Annotated in this window: 17 protein-coding genes; 10 read left to right on the top strand and 7 right to left on the bottom strand. The window is 71.3% G+C overall.

All coding sequences use genetic code 11. The annotated features are described in order from the left end of the window. Positions 1-75: 75 nt before the first annotated feature. From OG254_RS41055 to dnaK, 7 genes are all read left to right on the top strand, one after another. Positions 76-483, top strand: a complete 408-nt coding sequence (locus OG254_RS41055) for a hypothetical protein (protein WP_405592497.1) — start codon at positions 76-78, stop codon at positions 481-483. A 285-nt stretch (positions 484-768) separates the two neighbouring features. Continuing rightward, a complete protein-coding gene (locus tag OG254_RS41060) occupies positions 769-2,799 on the top strand; it encodes a phage holin family protein (RefSeq protein WP_405595494.1) in 2,031 nt (676 codons plus the stop codon). Between the two features lie 102 nt (positions 2,800-2,901). Then, complete coding sequence (locus OG254_RS41065; protein ID WP_405592499.1) at positions 2,902-3,963, top strand: ATP-binding protein; 1,062 nt, start codon at positions 2,902-2,904, stop codon at positions 3,961-3,963. Then, complete coding sequence (locus OG254_RS41070) at positions 3,960-5,801, top strand: DUF2201 family putative metallopeptidase (RefSeq protein WP_405592501.1); 1,842 nt, start codon at positions 3,960-3,962, stop codon at positions 5,799-5,801. The genes OG254_RS41065 and OG254_RS41070 overlap by 4 nt, the downstream gene beginning before the upstream one ends. Before the next feature lie 64 nt (positions 5,802-5,865). Further along, a complete protein-coding gene (locus OG254_RS41075) occupies positions 5,866-6,294 on the top strand; it encodes an OsmC family peroxiredoxin (protein WP_405592503.1) in 429 nt (142 codons plus the stop codon). Between the two features lie 125 nt (positions 6,295-6,419). Then, a complete protein-coding gene (locus OG254_RS41080; protein ID WP_405592505.1) occupies positions 6,420-7,139 on the top strand; it encodes a glycerophosphodiester phosphodiesterase family protein in 720 nt (239 codons plus the stop codon). 115 nt (positions 7,140-7,254) lie between these two features. After that, positions 7,255-9,132, top strand: a complete 1,878-nt coding sequence (dnaK, locus tag OG254_RS41085; RefSeq protein WP_405592507.1) for a molecular chaperone DnaK — start codon at positions 7,255-7,257, stop codon at positions 9,130-9,132. A gap of 10 nt (positions 9,133-9,142) precedes the next feature. Here dnaK and narI read toward each other — a convergent pair whose 3' ends face one another. From narI to OG254_RS41115, 6 genes are all read right to left on the bottom strand, one after another. Next, entirely contained in the window at positions 9,143-9,865 is a 723-nt protein-coding gene (gene narI, locus OG254_RS41090; protein ID WP_405592509.1) for a respiratory nitrate reductase subunit gamma, read from the bottom strand. Continuing rightward, the gene (gene narJ / locus OG254_RS41095) at positions 9,862-10,356 is read right to left on the bottom strand and encodes a nitrate reductase molybdenum cofactor assembly chaperone (protein WP_351193804.1); all 495 of its coding nucleotides are present in this window, start codon (positions 10,354-10,356) and stop codon (positions 9,862-9,864) included. Before narJ ends, narI begins: the two co-directional genes overlap by 4 nt. After that, on the bottom strand, positions 10,356-11,954 hold the full coding sequence (narH, locus tag OG254_RS41100) for a nitrate reductase subunit beta (RefSeq protein WP_405592512.1): 1,599 nt from the start codon (positions 11,952-11,954) through the stop codon (positions 10,356-10,358). Before narH ends, narJ begins: the two co-directional genes overlap by 1 nt. Beyond that, complete coding sequence (locus tag OG254_RS41105; protein WP_405592514.1) at positions 11,954-15,673, bottom strand: nitrate reductase subunit alpha; 3,720 nt, start codon at positions 15,671-15,673, stop codon at positions 11,954-11,956. Before OG254_RS41105 ends, narH begins: the two co-directional genes overlap by 1 nt. 79 nt (positions 15,674-15,752) lie before the next feature. Further along, positions 15,753-16,568, bottom strand: a complete 816-nt coding sequence (locus tag OG254_RS41110) for an SAM-dependent methyltransferase (RefSeq protein ID WP_405592516.1) — start codon at positions 16,566-16,568, stop codon at positions 15,753-15,755. A gap of 106 nt (positions 16,569-16,674) precedes the next feature. Next, positions 16,675-17,538 (bottom strand): helix-turn-helix domain-containing protein, encoded by an 864-nt coding sequence (locus tag OG254_RS41115; protein WP_405592518.1) that lies wholly within the window; start codon positions 17,536-17,538, stop codon positions 16,675-16,677. A gap of 217 nt (positions 17,539-17,755) precedes the next feature. On the opposite strand from OG254_RS41115, the gene OG254_RS41120 reads away from it, so the two are divergent. Further along, positions 17,756-18,181: a hypothetical protein gene (locus OG254_RS41120; RefSeq protein ID WP_405592520.1), complete on the top strand. Its 426-nt coding sequence runs from the start codon at positions 17,756-17,758 to the stop codon at positions 18,179-18,181. Here the strand turns inward: OG254_RS41120 and OG254_RS41125 are convergent. Next, the gene (locus OG254_RS41125; protein WP_405592522.1) at positions 18,163-18,993 is read right to left on the bottom strand and encodes a helix-turn-helix domain-containing protein; all 831 of its coding nucleotides are present in this window, start codon (positions 18,991-18,993) and stop codon (positions 18,163-18,165) included. The genes OG254_RS41120 and OG254_RS41125 overlap by 19 nt on opposite strands. A 327-nt stretch (positions 18,994-19,320) precedes the next feature. Between OG254_RS41125 and OG254_RS41130 the strand changes: the two genes are divergently transcribed. Beyond that, complete coding sequence (locus OG254_RS41130) at positions 19,321-19,623, top strand: 4a-hydroxytetrahydrobiopterin dehydratase (protein WP_147995934.1); 303 nt, start codon at positions 19,321-19,323, stop codon at positions 19,621-19,623. Between the two features lie 5 nt (positions 19,624-19,628). Further along, positions 19,629-20,372, top strand: coding sequence for a class I SAM-dependent methyltransferase (locus tag OG254_RS41135; RefSeq protein ID WP_405592524.1), 744 nt, complete (start codon positions 19,629-19,631; stop codon positions 20,370-20,372). The last annotated feature ends 57 nt before the right edge of the window (positions 20,373-20,429 follow it).

A 20,429-nucleotide genomic window follows, 5' to 3' on the forward strand; every position in this document is an offset into this window, starting at 1 on the left:
CTCCTTCGCGCGACTCCCCGAAGCGTACGGGCTGGAGTAGGGTCGGCGGCGAAACCCGGAGGTGAGGGGGACGCCATGGGGCCATCCATAGTGCGCGTCACGGCGATCGCCAGTCTGACGCCGCTCGAAGAGCTGGACGCCGACCCCTTCCTGGTGGACTCCCGCAGCCAGCACGCGATGTGCACGCGCTGGGCCGCCGAGCACGGGTACTTCGTGGCGCGCGAGCTGCTCGTGCGCGGGTTGCGCGCCGACCACAGCGTCCTGTGGGAGGGCGTCCGCCCCGGCCTCGACCTGTTCGTGGCGCCGAGCCGGCGCGTGCTGGAGAGCGCGTTGTCGTCGGTGGAGGAGTTCACCGCGGAGTGCGCCCGGCGCGGGGTGCGGGTGGAGACGGTGGGGCGCGCGGAGCCGTTCTACGACGCGCAGATGAAGGCACGGGTGCATCGGAGGCTGTCGATGCCGACGGCGGGGTACGACGGACGCTAGGCGCTCCGCTGGTGGTGCCGGGTTGGGTCGTCTTTTGTCTGCGGCGCCGTTGTGGCTGGTCGCTCCCCCAAGCTCTCGGCTTCGCTCGAGCAGGGGGGACCCCCATCGCGGCGGAGCCGCAGATGAATACAGCCCCGCGCCCCTTGGCGGCGTCAAAGGGAACCGGCGCCCGTGCAGAGCCGTTGTGTCAGTCTGGGGGCGTAAGGCCCGTTTCGGACGTGAGGTGGGCTGGGCGTGCGTGGGCGTTGGCGGCGGGTTGCCAGTCAGGTCGGGCGGAGTGTGACCGTGTGGGCGGTCTCCACCGTCACCATGCTCGTGCTCGCCGGGATCCTGCCGGACTTCCAGCTGCAGTCGGCGGACGGTGACAGCGCCACCCGTATCGCCGTCACCGCGGCCCTCGGCGCCGGTGCCTTCGGTCTGCTCTCCGCGCTGGTCTGGCCCCTCCTCGTCCGGCTGCTGCTCCTCGTGCCCGCGCTGGTGCTCGGCCTGCTGGTGTTCTTCCTCAACGGCTCGCTGCTCATCGTCGCCCTGCGCCTGGTGCCCTCCGGCGACAGCGAGGCCGCCCCCGAGACCGCCGTCATCGTCGCCGCCGTGATGTCCGCCGTCGCCTCCGCCACCGGCGGTGCCCTGGCCGTACGCGACGACGACGCCTACCGGCGCCGGCTGTACCGCCTCGCCGACCGCCGGCGCCGGGCCCTGCCACCCGGCCCCTCCAGCCCCGGCACCGTCTTCATGCAGCTCGACGGCGTCGGCCACGACCTCCTCCTCGCCGCCGTCGGCAAGGGCCTGATGCCCACCGTCGCCCGCTGGCTGGGGGAGGACACCGGTCACGGTGTGCGCACCACCCACCGGCTCACCCCGTGGCGCACCGACTGGTCCAGCCAGACCGGCGCCAGCCAGCTCGGCATCCTGCACGGCAGCAACCACGACGTCCCCGCGTTCCGCTGGTACGAGAAGGCCGGCCGCGAGGTGATGGTCTGCAACCGGCCCACCAGCGCCGCCGAGCTCCAGCGCCGCGCCATCGACCGCACCGGCGACGGCGGACTGCTCAGCGCGGACGGCGCCAGCCGCGGCAACCTCTTCAGCGGCGGCGCCGACGAACAGGCACTCGTGCTGTCCATCGCGACCAGGCGGCGAGATCGCCGCAACCGCTCCCGCGCGGGCTACTTCGCCTACTTCTCCGACCCCGCAAACGCCGTCCGCACCGCCCTGTCCTTCGTCGCCGAGGTCGGCCGCGAGATCGGCCAGTCCACCAGGGCCCGCGTCCGAAAGGCCCGGCCGAGGGTCTCCCGCGGCGGCCTCTACCCGCTCATCCGCGCCTTCGCGACCGTCGTCGAGCGGGACGTCGTCGTCGCCGCGGTCATGGGCGACATGTTCGCCGGCCGCACCGCCGTCTACGCCGACCTCGTGGCCTACGACGAGGTCGCGCACCACTCCGGGCCGTTCGGCCGCGACGCCGAGAAGGTCCTCGAACGGCTCGACCGGGCGCTGGCGTTGATCGAGAAGGCCGCCGAGCACGCCCCCCGGCCGTACCGGATCGTCGTGCTGTCGGACCACGGCCAGAGCCCCGGCGAGACCTTCCGCGCCCGCTACGGCCTCGGCCTCGGCGACCTGGTGCGGGCCGGCTGCGGGCTGCCGGTGCCGCGCCGTGCGCGGCGCACCCACAGCGGCGCCGAGGCCCGCGCGGCCGTGCGGGCGGCGCTGCGCCGGCCCGTCGAGGAGGGCGGCGAACAGCACCGCCCCTCGCGCCGCCGCTCCGAGCCGCTGGTGCTGGCCTCCGGCAACCTCGGCCTGGTCTCCTTCCCGGACGTGCCGCACCGCATGACCAAGGAGGAGATCGACGCCCGCCACCCGGCCCTGCTCACCACGCTCGCCAACCACCCCGGCATCGGCTTCCTGCTGGTGCGCAGCGAGCGGCACGGCGGGGTCGTGCTCGGTGCGTACGGGGCGGAGATCCCCCTGGACCGGCTGGACGACGATCCGGGGCCGCTGGAGGTCTTCGGGCCGGGCGCCGCCGACGCCGTGCGTCGTACGCACTCCTTCCCGAACACCGCCGACATCATGGTCAACTCCGCGTACGACCCGGCCGACGGGGAGGTCCTCGCCTTCGAGGAGCAGATCGGCTCGCACGGCGGGCTCGGCGGCGCGCAGGGCAGACCGTTCCTGCTGTCGCCGCTCGCCCTGTCCGCGCCGCTCGACGACGGGGAGGACCTCGTCGGCGCCGAGCATGTGCACCGGGTGCTGCGGCGCTGGCTGCGTGAGGCGAACGGGCCGCAGGTGCCGGTGGAGGCGGAGCCGCAGGAGCGGGCCGCCTGAAAATCGGATGACGACCGCAACCGTCAATTGAGAACCTCGACGGCGAGCAACCACATCCGCGAGACCGGCGCCGGTTCAGGCGCAAAGAGGGGAGCACCTGCCTTGCAGGCAGCCGTCACCGTCACGCCCACCCGTATCCCCGAACTCCTCCTCGGCCTCGCCACCGTGCGGCCGGTCTTCATCTGGGGCGCTCCCGGCATCGGAAAGTCCTCCCTCGTCAGGGACTTCGCCGAGTCGCTGGGGCTGGAGTGCGTGAGCCTGCTCGGCACCCAGCTGGCGCCGGAGGACCTGATCGGCGTGCCGCAGATCCGTGACGGACGCTCGGTGTTCTGCCCGCCGGAGGCCATCGCCCGCGACGAGCCGTACTGCCTGTTCCTGGACGAGCTGAACGCGGCGACGCCGGACGTGCAGAAGGCGTTCTACTCGCTGATCCTGGACCGCCGTATCGGCAACTACGAACTGCCCAAGGGCTCCATCGTCATAGGCGCAGGCAACCGCGCCACCGACAACGCGCTCGCCCGGCCCATCGCGTCCGCGCTGGTCAACCGGCTCACCCACGTCCACCTGGAGGCGTCCGCCAAGGACTGGCTGACCTGGGCCGCGAACAACGGCATCCACCCGTGGATCCTGGACCACCTCACCGACCGCCCCGACCACCTGTGGTCCAAGCCGCCGAAGACCGAGGAGCCGTTCTCCACGCCCCGCTCCTGGCACATGCTCTCCGACGCGCTGCACTCCTTCGGCCGCGACCTCGACGAGGAGACCCTGAAGGTCGTGGCGCACGGCACGCTGACGCCGACGCACGCCACCGCGTTCTGCGGATACGTCAAGATCGTGCGCAGCCAGTACGGCATCGAGGCGATCATCAAGGGCGACGCCCGCTGGCCGCACCGTATGCAGGACCGTGACCTGCTCTACTACCTCGCCGAGTCCTTCCGCGGCCGGCTGATCAAGGAACTGCCGGTCAGCAAGGAGCACATGTCGGCGAGCGGCCGGCAGACCGCGTACCGCGCGAAGTCGCTGCTGGTGCAGCTCGCGGAGATCTCCGTCGAGGTCGCGCAGAGCGTCATCGCCTCCGACGCCGACGGCAATCCCGTCCTGCCGGCCTGGTTCCTGGTGGAGGCCGCCCGGGACATGCCCCGGCTGGTGGAGGCGCGGCGATGAGCCGCACCCCCGACAAGGGGAAAGGGAAGAAGAAGCGGGACATCGCGGCGGAGGCCTTCGCCGAGGGCATTCGGCTCGTGCGGGCCAACCCGGCGCTCGCCGCCGTCGAGTTCAGCGTCTGCCGCCAGGAGGAGTGCGAACAGGCGCCCAGCAACGGCCTCGTCCGCGTCGACTCCCAGGGCGACCTGCACGTTCACCCCGATCTCCCCCACGCTCGAACAGACTCGCGCGGGGGCACCCCCACCGCCGAACTCGCCACCTGGGCCTGGGCCGTCGCGCACGCCGTCCTGCACCTCGGTTTCGGCCACGTCCCTTCCAGGAAGGGCACGCCCGTACAGCCCGACCGCGCCGACCTCGCCGCCCGCTGCGTCGTCGTCAACCGCTTCCTGCTCAGCTTCCCGGTCGGCACGGCCCCGGACCACCTGCCCCTGACCTACCCGGACGGCGACGAGGAACAGCTCGCCGCGCGCTGGCGGCGCGACGGCATACCGGCCGCGTACGAGCGCTGCGGCACGGCGGGCCCGGAGCCCGACCTGCTGCTCGTGGAGTGGACGGGCTGGTTCGGCTCGCCCCCGGACCACCAGCTGGCGTTCGCGACCGCGCTGACCCGGACCGTGTCGACCGCGATGGACCTGGCGGGCGGCCGCCGCGACTCCATGGACGGCGAGCCCGTCAAGAAGCGGCCCTGGCAGTGGGCGCTGGAGTGGTTCATCACCTCCTACCCGCTGCTCGGCGGCATCGCGGCCGGCATCAAGCTGGTCGCCGACGCCGAACTCGCCCGCGCGCACGGCATCGCCGTCGCCGCCGTCAACGCCGAGGCCGGCGAGATCTACATCAACCCGCTGCGCCACTTCGAGGACGAGGAATGGCGGTTCATCCTCGCCCACGAGATGCTGCACGCCGCCCTGCGGCACGGCGACCGCTGCGGGGCCCGCGACCCCTACCTCTTCAACGTGGCCTGCGACTACGTCATCAACGGCTGGCTGCGCGAGATGCAGGTCGGCGAGATGCCCCAAGGGCTGCTGTACGACCAGGAGTTGGCGGGCCTGTCGGCCGAGGAGGTGTACGACCGGATCGCCGGTGACCTGCGCCGGATGCGCCGACTGGCCACCCTGCGCGGCAAGGGCGTCGGCGATGTGCTGGGCGCCCCGCTCGGCGCGCCCGGTGACGCCTGCGACCTCGACGAGTTCTACCGCCGCGGCCTCGCTCACGGCCTCGATCTGCACCAGCAGCAGGAGCGCGGCTTCCTGCCCGGGGGCCTCGTCCAGGAGATCCGCGCGCTCAGTCATCCGCCGCTGCCCTGGGACGCCCGGCTCGCCCGCTGGTTCGACGAGTTCGTGCCACGCCCCGAGCCGGTGCGGACGTACGCCCGTCCCGCGCGCCGTCAGGCGTCGACGCCCGACATCCCGCGCGCCGGCCGCTACTTCCCGCCCGAGGAGATCGCCCGCTGCACCTTCGGTGTCGTCCTGGACACCTCGGCGTCCATGGGCAGCGTGCTGCTCGGCAAGGCGCTGGGCGCCATCGCCTCCTACGCCGCCGCCCGGGACGTACCGGCCGCGCGGGTCGTGTTCTGCGACGCGGCTCCGCACGACGCCGGCTATGTGCCGGTGACGGACATCGCGGGGCGGGTGCGGGTGCACGGGCGCGGCGGTACGGTCCTGCAGCCCGGGATCGACCTGCTGCAGCGCGCGGACGACTTCCCGCCGGGCGCGCCCGTCCTCGTCATCACCGACGGCTGGTGCGATGTGCTGCGGGTGCGGCGCGAGCACGCGTACCTCATTCCGCAAGGCCGTCGCCTGCCGTTCACCCCGCGTGGGCCGGTCTTCCGGGTGAGTTGAGCCGGAGTGTGATCGGATGGGGGCACGGACCCAGGAAACGGGCCCCCATGCGAAAGGAAGAATCGTGGCTACCACGCGCTCCGCACACACCGTTTGGGAAGGCAGCCTGCTCGAGGGCAACGGTGTCGTCCACTTCGACTCTTCCGGTGCCATCGCGGCGCAGCCGGTCACGTGGGCCTCGCGCTCCCAGGACGCGAACGGCAAGACCAGCCCGGAGGAGCTGATCGCCGCCGCGCACTCCAGCTGCTTCTCCATGGCGCTGTCGCACGCCCTGAACGGCGCGGGCACGCCTCCCACCAAGCTCGTCACCTCGGCCGACGTGAACTTCCAGCCGGGTGAGGGCATCACGGGGATTCACCTCACGGTCGAGGGGACGGTGCCGGGGATCGACGACGAGGCGTTCGCCGCCGCCGCGGAGGATGCCAAGGCCAACTGCCCGGTGAGCCAGGCGCTGAAGGGCACGAACATCACGCTGTCCGCCAAGTTGGCGTAACGCTCCGCTGGGGGAGCCGCGATGGGGCGTCTGTTGTCTGCGGCGCCGTCGTGGCTGGTCGCGCAGTTCCCCGCGCCCCTTTGGGGGCGCGGTCCCCGCCCCCCGTCTCAGGAAGTCGACCGAAGATGCCCTCACCCCCCGCCGTCTCCGCTCACCGTGGTGGGACCGAGCGTGCCGGTGCTGCTACCTGGCAGGCGTATGAGGATGCGCTCCTCAGCGGGGCCGAGTACGTCGAGTTCGATATCCGGCGGACCGCGGACGGTGTCTTCGTCGTCCATCACGACGCCCGCGTCGGACGGATCGGGCCGCTCCTCGCCCGGATCACCTACGCCGAGCTGTGCGAGCGTGCCGGGTACGTCGTGCCCGTCGTCGACGACGTCATGGAGCTCATCGCCGGGAAGCTCGAAGGGCACCTCGATCTGAAGGAGACCGGGTACGAGCGTGAGCTCGTCGAGCGGGCGGTCGCGCTGCTCGGGGAGGACGGGTTCGTCGCCACGACCCTGGAGGACCGTTCCGTCGCCGCGATCTCGCGGGCCTTTCCCCGGGTGCGCACGGCCCTGTCGCTGGGGCGGCACCGAGGAGGGGTCGGGCCGGCGCGGCTGGCCCGGATCCGGCTGAGCGAGCTGTTGCCCATGCGGCGGATCCGCGCCTGCGGTGCGACCGGTGTCGCCGTGCACCAGCGCCTCGCGCGTGCGACCGTGTTGCGGGAGGCGTCCCGCAACGGACTGTTCACCATGGTGTGGACCGTCAACGAGGACCGGCGGATGCGGGCCTTTCTGGCCGATCCGCGCGTCGACGTCCTGATCACCGACCGGCCCCGCCGCGCCCTGGCCCTGCGGGGCTGAGCGCCCGCTCAGCCCTCGTTTCGGCACCCGCCCCCGGGTCACTCGCCCCATTGACAAGAGCCCACTCAAGTTTTGTGCTGGAGTTCAAGAGGTGCCCTGGCGGAAGGGGACAACGATGGCACGCGCGGTCGGGATCGATCTGGGGACCACGAACTCGGTGGTCGCCGTCTTGGAGGGCGGCGAACCCACTGTCGTCGCCAATGCGGAGGGGGCCAGGACCACACCGTCGGTCGTGGCCTTCGCCAAGAACGGCGAGGTACTCGTCGGTGAGGTGGCCAAACGGCAGGCGGTGACGAACGTCGAGCGCACCGCCCGCTCCATGAAGCGGTACATGGGCGACGCGAACTGGCGCTTCCCCGAGCAGGGCGACATCGACGGCTCCCGCTACCGGGCCCAGGAGCTGTCGGCCCGGGTGCTGCAGAAGCTGAAGCGGGACGCCGAGTCCTATCTCGGCGAGGACGTCACCGACGCGGTGATCACCGTCCCCGCGTACTTCGACGACGCCCAGCGGCAGGCCACCAAGGAGGCCGGGGAGATCGCGGGCCTGAAGGTGCTCAGGATCATCAACGAGCCCACGGCCGCCGCCCTCGCCTACGGCCTGGACCGGGGCGAGGAGCAGACGGTGCTGGTCTTCGACCTCGGCGGCGGCACCTTCGACGTCTCGCTGCTGGAGATCGGCGACGGCGTCATCGAGGTCAAGGCCACCAACGGCGACACGCACCTGGGCGGCGACGACTGGGACCAGCGGGTCGTCGAGTACCTGGTGAAGAAGTTCAAGGGGCAGTACGGCATCGATCTCGGCAACGACAAGATGGCGCTGCAGCGGCTGCGCGAGGGCGCCGAGAAGGCCAAGATCGAGCTGTCCAGCTCCTCCGAGACGACGATCAACCTGCCCTACATCACCGCCTCCGCCGAGGGCCCCCTCCACCTCGACGAGAAGCTGACCCGCGCCCAGTTCCAGGAGCTCACCGCCGACCTCCTCGACCGCTGCAAGACCCCCTTCCACCAGGCCGTCAAGGACGCCGGCATCAAGCTCTCCGCGGTCGACCACGTCATCCTCGTCGGCGGCTCCACCCGCATGCCGGCCGTCACCGACCTCGTGAAGGAACTCACCGGCAAGGACCCGCACAAGGGCGTCAACCCCGACGAGGTCGTGGCCGTCGGCGCGGCCCTCCAGGCGGGCGTCATCCGCGGTGACGTCAAGGACGTCCTCCTGCTCGACGTCACCCCGCTGTCCCTGGGCATCGAGACCAAGGGCGGCATCATGACGAAGCTGATCGAGCGCAACACCACGATCCCGACCCGGCGTTCGGAGATCTTCACGACCGCCGCCGACAACCAGCCCTCCGTCGGCATCCAGGTCTACCAGGGCGAACGCGAGATCGCGGCCTACAACAAGAAGCTCGGCGTCTTCGACCTCACCGGCCTGCCGCCCGCCCCGCGCGGGGTGCCGCAGATCGAGGTCGCCTTCGACATCGACGCCAACGGGATCATGCACGTCTCCGCGAAGGACCTCGCGACGGGCCGCGAGCAGAAGATGACCGTGACCGGCGGCTCGGCACTGCCGAAGGACGACATCGACCGGATGATGCGGGAGGCCGAGCAGTACGCCGACGAGGACCGCAACCGCCGCGAGGCCGCCGAGACCCGCAACCAGGCCGAGCAGCTCGTCTACCAGACCGAGAAGTTCCTCCGCGACAACGAGGACAAGGTCCCGGCGGACACCAGGACCGAGGTCGAGTCGGCGATCACGGACCTGAAACAGCAGCTGGAGCAGAACGCCGACACGAACGTCCTGCGCACCGGCACCGAGAAACTCGCCACGGTCAGCCAGCAGATGGGCCAGGCGATGTACGCCCAGGCCCAGCAGGCCCCGAGCGACGGCGCCACCGGCACCGGCAACGGCACGGAGCAGACCGCACCGCAGGACGACGACGTGGTGGACGCGGAGATCGTCGACGACGAGAAGGACCAGAAGGGCGGGGCCGCGTGAGGGCCGCCGCCTAGGACCCGGTCTTCTCCCAGCCCCGCCGCTCCGGCCGCGGCCCCAGTTGCTCGGGGTCGCGGCTGCGGTACACCAGGTACGGCCGGAACAGGTACTGCACCGGCGCGCTGAACATGTGCACAAGGCGGGTGTACGGCACCAGCGCGATCAGCGCCATGCCGATCACCGCGTGGATCTGGTACAGCACCGGCACGCCCTGCATCCGGTCCAGGTCCGGCTGGAGGGTGAACAGGCTGCGGGCCCAAGGGGCGATGGATTGGCGGTAGTTGTAGCCGTCGCCGGAGGAGTGAGCCAGCTTGGCGACCATGCCCATCACGATCGCCGCCACCAGCACGACGTACATGAGCTTGTCGTTGGTCGTCGTCGCCCGGAACACCGGTGCGTTGGTGCGCCGGCGGTACAGCAGCAGCACGATCCCGGCGACCGTCACCACTCCCGCCGCCGTACCGCCGTAGAGGGAAAACAGGTGGTACGTGTGCTCGCTCACGCCGAGCGAGTCCGTCCAGGACTCGGGGATGAACAGCCCCACCAGATGGCCGACCAGCACGAACAGGATGCCGTAGTGGAAGGCGGGCGAGGCGATGTTCAGCAACCTCGACTCGTAGACCTGGGAGGAGCGGGTGGTCCAGCCGAAGCGGTCGTAGCGGTGGCGCCAGACCAGGCCGGCGACCAGCAGGGCGAAGGTGACGTAGGGCAGGACGCCCCACAGCAGCGTGGTCATGGGCGCACCCCCGGGTGTGCGGTCGGCAGGGTGGCGCACACGGCGTCCAGGACGGACGCGTACGGTGTGCCGAAGTCGGTGAGCCGGGCTCGGAGCTGCTCCAGGCACTCGCGGTGTTCCAGCAGGAGGTCGGTGTCGCCGGTGCGGGCCGCGAACTCCAGGACCGCGGGCAGGAAGTCGGGCAGTTCCTCGCCGGTGAGCTCCAGGCCGTGGGCGCGGTAGACGTCCTTGAAGCGGAGCATCGACATGCCGCGCCGCCGGGTGTCCCCGTCGAGCCACCAGGTCAGATACAGGCTGTGGCGGTTCTTGAAGTCGAAGACCTCGACGTAGTGCGCGGCCAGTTCCTGCGGCTCGGTGACCGCCGCGTGGTCGGTGAACTCCCGCAGCTGCGGGGCGGCCTCGCGCAGCAGGGGCAGCCGGGCGCGGAAGTCGTCGTCGGGGTAGGTCAGGCAGAGCGCGGCCGCCTGGTAGAGCACCTCGAAGGACGGCATCAGGTCTCCTCGGCGGTGTTGTCGGATGTCTGACGTCGGCGCAGGGCATGGAAGTTCTCCACCGTCACCAGCGGCAGCAGCTTGCGGCCCGAGTCCTGGCCGACCGGCCCGTCCCCGCCCATCCCGGGCCCGCCGTCGAAGTCGAGGCTGCACCCCTGCGGGAGCGCCGACTCCTCAAGGCGCCGGGCGTCGCCGACGGCCGCCGTCGGAATGACGTACCGGTCCTCGGCCTTGGCGATCGCCAGCAGCCGGTACATCTCCTCGATCTCCCCGGCCGCCATGCCCACCGCGGCCGGCACCGAGGGATCCGGATCTTCCCCGAGGTTGATCGCCCGCATGTAGGAGCGCATCGCGGCGAGCTTCTCCAGCGAGGAGCGGACCGGGCCGATGGCGCCGGCCGTGAACATCCCCGCCAGGTACTCCAGCGGAATGCGCAGAGAGTCGATCGCGCCGAACAGGTTCCCCGCGTCCTCGCCGTCGTGCCCGGTCTCCGCCAGCGCGTCCACCACCGGGGACAACGGCGGGATGTACCAGACCATCGGCATCGTCCGGTACTCCGGATGCAGCGGCAGCGCCACCCGGTACTTGCTGATCAGCGCGTGCACGGGCGAGCGGCGGGCCGCCTCCAGCCAGTCGTACGGGATTCCCGCCTCCTCGCACGCCCGCCGCACGTCGCTGTCCTCCGGGTCGAGGAAGACACCCAACTGCGCCTCGTACAGGTCCCGTTCGCGCGGGACGGAGGCCGCGGCCGTCACCCTGTCCGCGTCGTAGAGCACCACCCCGAGATAGCGCAGCCGGCCCACGCAGGTCTCCGAGCAGACCGTCGGCAGACCGACCTCGACCCGCGGATAGCACATCGTGCACTTCTCGGCCTTGCCGGTGGCGTGGTTGAAGTACACCTTCTTGTACGGGCATCCCGTCACGCACATCCGCCAGCCCCGGCACCGGTCCTGGTCGACGAGGACGATGCCGTCCTCCGCCCGCTTGTACATCGCCCCCGACGGGCACGCCGCCACACAGGACGGGTTGAGGCAGTGCTCGCAGATGCGCGGCAGATAGAACATGAAGCTCTGCTCGAACTCGAACCGCACCTTGTCGGAGGCCTGCTGACGGGCCTGTTCGACCAACGGGTCGAGGTCGCCGTAGGCGGGGGCGCCGGCGAGGTTGTCGTCCCAGTTCGCCGACCACTCGATCTTCATCGGCTTGCCGTCGAGCTGGGAGACCGGCCGCGCGACCGGGTAGTCGTCGCCCAGTGGGGCGTCGGTGAGGTTCTTGTAGTCGTAGGTCCAGGGCTCGTAGTAGTCCTTGATCTCCGGCAGTTCGGGGTTGGAGAAGATCCCGGCGAGCTTGCGGAAGCGGCCGCCCGCCTTCAGCTTCAGCGCGCCGCGCCGGTTCAGCTCCCAGCCGCCGCGCCAGCGCTCCTGGTCCTCGTAGCGGCGCGGGTAGCCCTGGCCGGGGCGGGTCTCGACGTTGTTGAACCAGGCGTACTCCATGCCGCGCCGGTTGGTCCACGCCTGCTTGCAGGTGACCGAGCAGGTGTGACAGCCGATGCACTTGTCGAGGTTCATCACCATCGCGATCTGGGCCATCGGACGCATCAGTACTCGACCTCCTGGCTGCGGCGGCGGATGACCGTCACCTCGTCGCGCTGGTTGCCCGTCGGGCCGAGGTAGTTGAACGCCCAGGAGAGCTGGGCGTACCCGCCGACGAGGTGGGACGGCTTGAGGATCAGCCGGGTGAGCGAGTTGTGGATGCCGCCGCGCTTGCCGGTGGCCTCCGTCTTCGGGACGGCGAACGTGCGCTCCTGCGCGTGATGCATGTAGACGGTGCCGGGCGGCATCCGGTGGGAGACGACGGCCCGGGCGACGACCACGCCGTTGCGGTTGTCCGCCTCCACCCAGTCGTTGTCGACGACGCCGATCGCGTCGGCGTCCTGCGGGGACATCCAGATGTTCTGGCCGCCCCGGGAGAGGGCCAGCATGAACAGGTTGTCCTGGTACTCGGAGTGGATGGACCACTTGTTGTGCGGGGTCAGGAAGCGGACCGTCACCTCCTTCTGCCCGTCCGGTCCCAGACGCGGTTCGCCGAACAGCTTGTTCATGTCCAGCGGCGGCCGGTAGACGGGAAGTGCCTCGCCCAGCTCGTGGATCCAGTCGTGGTCGAGGAAGAAGTGCTGGCGGCCGGTGAGGGTGTGCCAGGGCTTGAGGTGCTCGGTGTTGAGGGTGAAGGCGGTGTAGCGCCGCCCGCCCGACTCGCTGCCCGACCACTCCGGCGAGGTGATCACCGGCACGGGCGCGGCCTGCGTGTCCGCGTACGTGATCCGCTTGCCCTCGTGCTCGGCCGCCAGGTGCGCCATCTTCTGCCCGGTGCGCGCCTCAAGCGTGCGGAAGCCCTGGGTGGCGAGGCGGCCGTTGGTGGTGCCGGAGAGGGCGAGGATGGTGTTCGCCGCCTTCACCGCCGTGTCGACGCAGGGCCGGCCGTCGCCCGTCACGCCGTTCAGCCGGCGCAGGTCCTCGACCTCCTCGTCCGGCCGCAGCGTGATGCCCTTGGCGGGCAGCCCCAGCTGCTCCACCAGCGGCCCGAGCGAGGCGAACTTGGCGCCGATCGCCGTGTAGTCCCGCTCCACGACGGTCAGGTTCGGCAGGGTCTTCCCGGGCACCGGATCGCACTCCCCGCGCCTCCAGTCCAGGACGACCCCGCCCGGCTGGGCGATCTCGCCCGGGGTGTCGTGCTGGAGCGGGGTGGCCACCAGGTCCTTGCGCACGCCGAGATGGCCGACGGCCAGCTCGCTGAGCCGCTCGGCCAGCGCCTTGAACGCGTCGAAGTCGGTGCGCGCCTGCCACGGCGGATCGACGGCCGGGGTGAAGGAGTGGACGAAGGGGTGCATGTCCGTGCTGGACAGGTCGTGCTTCTCGTACCAGGTGGCGGCGGGCAGGACGACGTCCGACAGCAGTGTGGACGACGTCTGGCGGAAGTCCAGCGACAGCAGCAGGTCGAGCTTGCCCTCGGGTGCTTCGTCGCGCCAGGTCACCTCACTCGGCCGGACGTCCTCGGGCGCCTCCTCGGCCCGGAGCGAGGAGTGCGTGCCGAGCAGGTGCCGGGTGAAGTACTCCGCGCCCTTCGCCGACGAGCCGAGCAGATTGGCCCGCCACAGCGTCACTATGCGCGGCCAGTTCTCCGGCGCGTCCGGGTCCTCGCAGGCGAACTTCAGCGTCCCCGCGCGCAGTTCGGCCACCACCCGCGACACCGGATCGCCGAACACCCCGCCGAGCTCCAGCGGGTTGCGGTCGAAGGTCGGATACGACGGCATCCACCCCGCACGCGCCGACAGCGCCAGGCAGTCCGCGCCCGTCATCCCCCGGAACCGCCCCGTGCCCAAGGGCGAGGCGAGCACGTCGGCCGTGAAGCGGTCGTAGCGCCACTGGTCGGTGTTGAGGAACCAGTACGCCGTGCCGATCATCTGGCGCGGCGGACGCGACCAGTCCGACGCGGCCGCGAGCGTCGCCCAGCCGGTCACCGGGCGGCACTTCTCCTGGCCGACGTAGTGCGCCCAGCCACCGCCGTTGCGGCCCTGGCAGCCGGTGAGCTGGAGCAGGGCGAGGAAGGTGCGGTAGATCGTCTCGGAGTGGAACCAGTGGTTGGTGCCGGCGCCCATCAGGATCATGCAGCGGCCCTTCGACCGCTGGGCGGTGTCCGCGAACTCCCTCGCGATCCGTACGCACTTGGCCGCCGGGACGGAGGTGTGTGCCTCCTGCCAGGCGGGCGTGCCGGGTGAATCGGCGTCGTCGTACGACGCGGGCCAGCGGCCCGGCAGACCCGGCCGCGCCACCCCGTACTGCGCGAGCAGCAGGTCGAAGACGGTCGTCACCAGCGGGCCGTTCGCGCCGCCGAGCTTGGTCACCGGGACGCCACGGCGTATGACCTCGCCGCGCCCCTGCCCGTGCGGCCCACCCTCGGTGTCGAAGCGGGGCAGCAGCACCTCGACACCCGCGGACACCGCACTGCCGTACAGGCTCAACCGGGGCTGGATGTCGCCGAGTTCGAGGTTCCAGCTGCCCTTGCCCGACTCGGTCCAGCGAAAGCCGAGGGAGCCGTTCGGGGCGACCGCGCGACCCGACACCTCGTCCAGCACGACCGTCTTCCACGCGGCGCCCTCGCCCTCCTGACCCAGGTCCGAGGCGCGCAGGAATTTCGCGGGGACGTAGGCGCCGTCCCGCTCCTCCAGGGTGACCAGGAAGGGCAGATCGGTGAACTGCCGTACGTAGTCCGCGAAGAACGGGGTCTCCCGGTCGACGAAGAACTCCTTCAGGACGACGTGCCCCATGGCCAGGGCCAGCGCGCCGTCCGTGCCGGGATGCGGATGCAGCCACTCGTCGGCGAACTTGGCGTTGTCGGCGTAGTCCGGGGCGACCACCACGACCTTCTGGCCCCGGTAGCGGGCCTCCGCCATCCAGTGCGCGTCGGGCGTGCGGGTCACCGGGACGTTCGAGCCCCACATCATCAGATACGCCGCGTCCCACCAGTCGCCCGACTCCGGTACGTCGGTCTGGTCGCCGAAGACCTGCGGGGAGGCGACCGGCAGATCCGCGTACCAGTCGTAGAACGACAGCATCGGGGCGCCGATCAGGGAGTGGAAGCGGGCGCCCGCCGCGTGCGACACCATCGACATCGCCGGGATGGGGGAGAAACCGGCGATGCGGTCGGGGCCATGAGTCTTGATGGTGTGGACGTGCGCCGCCGCGACCATCTCGACCGCCTCGTCCCAACTCGCCCGCACCAGGCCGCCCTTGCCGCGCGCCTGCTGGTAGCGGCGGCGGCGCTCGGGGTCGCGCTGGATGTCCGCCCAGGCCAGGACGGGGTCCCGCAGGCGTTCCTTCGCCTCCCGGTACATCTGCAGCAGGACGCCCCTGATGTACGGGTAGCGGACCCGGGTGGGGGAGTAGGTGTACCAGGAGAAGGCGGCGCCGCGCGGGCAGCCGCGGGGCTCGTACTCGGGGCGGTCGGGGCCGACGCTCGGATAGTCCGTCTGCTGGGTCTCCCAGGTGATGATGCCGTCCTTGACGTACACCTTCCAGCGGCAGGAGCCCGTGCAGTTCACGCCGTGCGTGGAGTTCACGACCTTGTCGTGGCTCCACCGGTCCCGGTAGAACGCGTCCGCCTCCCGCCCGCCGGTCAGCGCCACGCTGTGCAGATCGCGCGCGGGCGTGCCCGGCCGGAAGAACCTGCCGGCCTTCAGCAGCGCCGCGCCCGGCTCGACGGGTGGCGTGGGCGTAGGCGTGGGCGTGGGCGTGGTGGGCGGTATCCGGGTGTCGGTCACAGGCGCGCTCCCTTGCTTGCCCTGATCACGAACCTAGGGCGAGGTCGGGGAGCGCACCCGTTCTCGGCGCCCGTACGGGTCAGGGCTTGCGGGCGACCCCCGCGTACACGGGCACGATGCCCTCCGCCTGGGCCGCCACGTCCGCCGGCTCCGGGCGCCAGCCGTAGACCGGGATGACACCCGGGCCGAGCAGCTCCAGGCCGTCGAAGAAGCGCGAGAACTCGGCGAGCGAGCGAGGGAAGAACGGGGTGCCGCTGCGCCGGAAGTGGTTCGCCGCGTTCTCGATGGCCTGCGGGCTGAGGTCCGGGGTGACCTGGGACAGGATCAGGTAGCTGCCCGGGGCCAGCGCGTCGACGTACCTCTCCAGCAGGCCGTACACGTCGTCGCCGTCGGGGTCCTCGCCCAGGTAGTGGGTCAGCGCCACCAGCGACAGCGCGACCGGACGGGCGAAGTCCAGGGACTCGCCGGCCCGGCTCAGCAGGGCGTCCACGTCCCGGACGTCGGCGTGCACATAGTCCGTGCCGCCCTCGGCGGACCCGTGCAGCAGCGCCTCCGCGTGCCGCAGCACGATCGGGTCGTTGTCGGCGTAGACGACCCTGGACTCCGGCGCGACGCCCTGCGCGACCTGGTGCAGATTGGGCTCCGTGGGGATGCCGGTGCCGATGTCCAGGAACTGGCGCACCCCGGCCTCGGCGGCCGTGCGCACGGCCCGGTGCATGAACCGGCGGTTCGCGCGCGCACCGCGCAGGACCGTGCCGTCCACGGCGAGGATCTTCCGGGCCAGCTCCTCGTCCACCGGGTAGTTGTCCTTGCCGCCCAGCCACCAGTCGTAGACGCGCGCCGGATGCGGCCGGCTGGTGTCGACGCGGGCGGGCGCGGACTCGGATCCGGTCATGCGGTGTGGTCTCCTCGGGGCTCGATCGCCTTGGTGGTGCTCTGATGGTGCTCTGTCGGTGCTGTGCCTCAACGGGTCTCGCGGGACTCAACGGGTCTGGCGGTACTCAACAGGTCTCGCGGTACTCCCGCAGGATCTTCTTCGTGCGCTCCGCCGACGCGGCAGCCGTCGACATGTGGTCCAGGACCTCCAGATGCGCGGCGACCTCCGTGCGGGAGTCCAGATACAGGGCGCCGCTCAGATACTCCGTGTAGACCATGTCGGGCAGCTCCGGCTCTCCGAAGCGGAACAGGGTGAAGGGCGCGTACGTCCCCGGGTGCGGGCCGAAGGCGAACTCGGCGATCTGGAGCGTGACACGGTCGCGCTCGGCGAACTCCAGAAGCCTGTCCACCTGGTCGCGCATCACCACGCCACCACCGCTCACCGGGCGCCGCAGCACCGTCTCGTCCATGATCACCCACAGGTGGGGCGGGTCCGGGCGCTCCAGCAGCCGCTGGCGCTCCATGCGCAGGGACACATGCCGCTCCACGGTCTCCGGCCCGGTCTGCCCGATCGTCCCGGCCCGCATCACGGCACGGGCGTACTCCTCGGTCTGGAGCAGGCCGGGCACGAAGTGCGGCTCGTAGGACCGGATGATCCGCGCCGCGCCCTCCAGGCTCACATACAGACTGAACCAGTCCGGCAGCACGTCGTGGAACCGCTGCCACCAGCCCGGCTGGTTGGCCTCCTCGGTCAGCGAGACGAACGCGGCCGCCTCGTCGTCCGGGACGCCGTACGTCTCCAGGAGCACCTGCACGTACGGGATCTTCAGGGCGACCTCGGCCGTCTCCATGCGGCGTATCGTCGCCGCGGTCACGCGCAGGACCTGCGCGGCCTCGTCGCGTCCCAGCCCGGACGCCTCTCGCAGTTCCTGCAAGCGTTTGCCGAGCACCACCTGGCCCACGGTGGGCGCGGGCCGCCGCTCACTCACGCCACGCCTCCCCTACGCGCCGGAAGTACGTCGAGCAGTGTGCCACGTTCCGGTTCCCCATGGGGGTTGCCATTACCCCGCGGGTAATCGACCGGCCCGCTTCTCCGCGAGACCTTTGAGTCACCGGGTTCCGGGCCGGCGCACTCCGGTCCGGAACCCGGGTCCGGCCGCATCGCAACTCGACCTCGACCTCGACCTCGACGGAGGGTGATCGACCATGTCCGCCACCTCGCTCGCCTCGCTCGCCCGGACCTCCGACCCGCAGACCCTGCTGCGCCGCTTCCTGGCCCTGGACGCGGTGGTGACCGGGGCGAACGGGCTCGCCTATCTCGTCGCGTCCGGCCCGCTCGGGCGTCTGCTCGGTGTCGACTCGGGGCTGCTGCTGGCCCTCGGCGGGATCCTCGTGGCGTACGCCGCTGCCGTCGGCGCGCTTGCCTCCCGCCCCCGCCCCGCCGCCCTCCCGGTGCGTGGCGTGATCGAGGCCAATCTCGCCTGGGTGGTGCTGAGTCTCGTCGCCCTCACGTTTTGGTTGTCGCCGTCCGCGGCGGGTGCCGTCTGGACGGTTCTGCAGGCGCTGGTGGTCGCCGGGTTCGCGATCGTCCAGATGATCGCCCTGAAGGCTCGTCAGGGCAGCAGCGACTGAAGGTACTTGACCGTCGCCGGGTCGGCCGGGAGCAGTGTCTCGATGGCCAGCTCGGCGACGGTCACGTCCATGGGCGTGTTGAAGGTGGAGATGGAGGAGATGAAGGACAGCACGCGGCCCTCGTGCTCGATCTGCATCGGCAGCGCGAAGTACGGGACGGGCTCGTCCGGTTCCGAGCCCGGCGTCTCCTCGGGCACCGGGTACGCGGCGACCTCCTCGTACAGCGCGCGCAGCGGTTCGGAGCGGTGCAGGGCGATCTGCCGTTCCATCTGGGAGAGGAGATGGCCGCGCCACTCGCGCAGGTTGCGGATGCGCGGCGCGAGGCCCTCCGGGTGCAGGGTCAGGCGCATCGCGTTGAGCGGGGGCTGAAGGAGGTGCTCGGGGATGTCGTCGAGGAGCATGAGGATGCCCCGGTTGGCCGCGTGCACGTTGTACATCGCGTCCACCACGAGCGCCGGGTACGGCTCGTAGCCCTGGATCAGCTGTTCCATGCCGGCGCGCAGCGCGTCCAGTGCCGGGTCGTCGAGGGGGGTCTCCGGGTAGCGCGGGGCGTAGCCGGCGGCCAGCAGCAGCGCGTTGCGCTCGCGCACCGGCACGTCCAGGTGTTCGGCCAGCCGCAGCACCATCTCCTCGCTGGGCCGGGAGCGGCCCGTCTCGATGAAGCTGATGTGCCGTGCCGAGGAGTCGGCCCGCAGCGCCAACTCCAGCTGGCTGACCCGCCGTTGCTCCCGCCAGGCCCGCAGCAACGGGCCGACGCCCTGGCCGGAGGGGGCGATGACGGGCTGGGCGTTGCCGGACGGGACGATGGTCATGAATACGACCGTAGTCGAGGAGCGGGTGGAATGGCCGGGCTGGGGCGTCGTCCCTGGTGGGGGGACCGTGTACCGCGCCCGTGTGGGCCTTCACCCTGGCCGCCCGTGCCGCGCGTGCCGCCCAGATCACCCACGGTCACCCACGGTCACCTCACCGGGTACTAGTCGGCGGGCGCAGTGGATCGCCGCGCTCGCCGACGACCCGGCGGCCGAAAGTGTGCGCCGCTGACCATGGGGCATGCGTCTGACCAGGGCCGTCGCGCCCGGCCTGTGGCAGGCTGAAGACGAACCATCCCGTAGCCCTCCCGCGCAGGAAGGAGCGAGGCCATGCCCCTTGAACCGCTGTCGCAGAAGGAGATCGAGGACCGGCTGGCGGAGCTGCCGGGCTGGTCGCAGGAAGGCGACCGCATCGCCCGCTCCTACCGGCTCCCCTCGCACTTCGCGGCCACGGCGATGGTCGTGCACATCGCCCAGGTCCAGGAGGAGCTCGACCACCACACCGACCTCACCCTGGGCTACAACACGGTGTCGCTCACCGTGAACACCCACACCGTGGGCGCCGTCACCAAGCGGGACTTCACCCTAGCCCGCAGGATCGAGGAGCTCGCCCCCGGCCACGGGGCACAGTGACGCACGTGCTGGACTACGACAAGGAAGCGGAGCGGTACGACGCCTCGCGCGGCGGCGAGCCCCGGGCGGCGGCCGCCGCGCAGGCCGTGCTGGGCTTTCTGCCGGACGGCACCCGGCGGCTGCTCGACGTCGCCTGCGGCACCGGCATCGTGACGCGGCGGCTCGCCGCGGGGCGGGACGGCCTGTGCGTGACCGGCGTCGACCTCGCGCCCGCGATGGCCCGGCAGGCCGCCGCCCGCATGCCCGGCGCGGTGGTGCTCGCCGACGGCCGCCGGCTGCCGTTCCCGCACGGCCGGTTCGACGCGGTCAGCAGCGTGTGGCTGCTGCATCTCGCGCAGTGCACCGAGGACGTGCGGACCATCGTCGGCGAGTGCGCCCGGGTACTGAGGCCCGGCGGGTTCTACGTCACCACGGTCGACAAGGCCGCCGCCCACAACGTGGGCAGTGACATCGATGCCGTGATGGCCACCCGCCCACGCCGCCCGGCCCGGGACACGGCGGCGCTCGTCGAGTCGCACGCCCTCTCCCACGGCCTGGTCCCGGTGGGCGGTACCCGTTTCACCGGTCACGGTCAGGGCCGCAGCCCCCGCCGGACGGTGGCGGACCTGCGCCGGGGCTGGTTCGTCACGGTGCCGCCCGGCGGTGCGCTCGCGGACGGTTTCGCGGCCCGTCTGGCGGAGCTTCCGGATCAGGACCGTCCTCGGCCGGACCCGGTGTTCACGCTGCGGGCGTTTCGTAAGCCCGGGTGATGTTCGCCCGGAGGGCGGTCCAACTGGCGGGCGTCGTCGCGTAGTTGTACGCGCTCG

Source organism: Streptomyces sp. NBC_01092 (assembly GCF_045039535.1).
GTDB lineage: Bacteria > Actinomycetota > Actinomycetes > Streptomycetales > Streptomycetaceae > Streptomyces.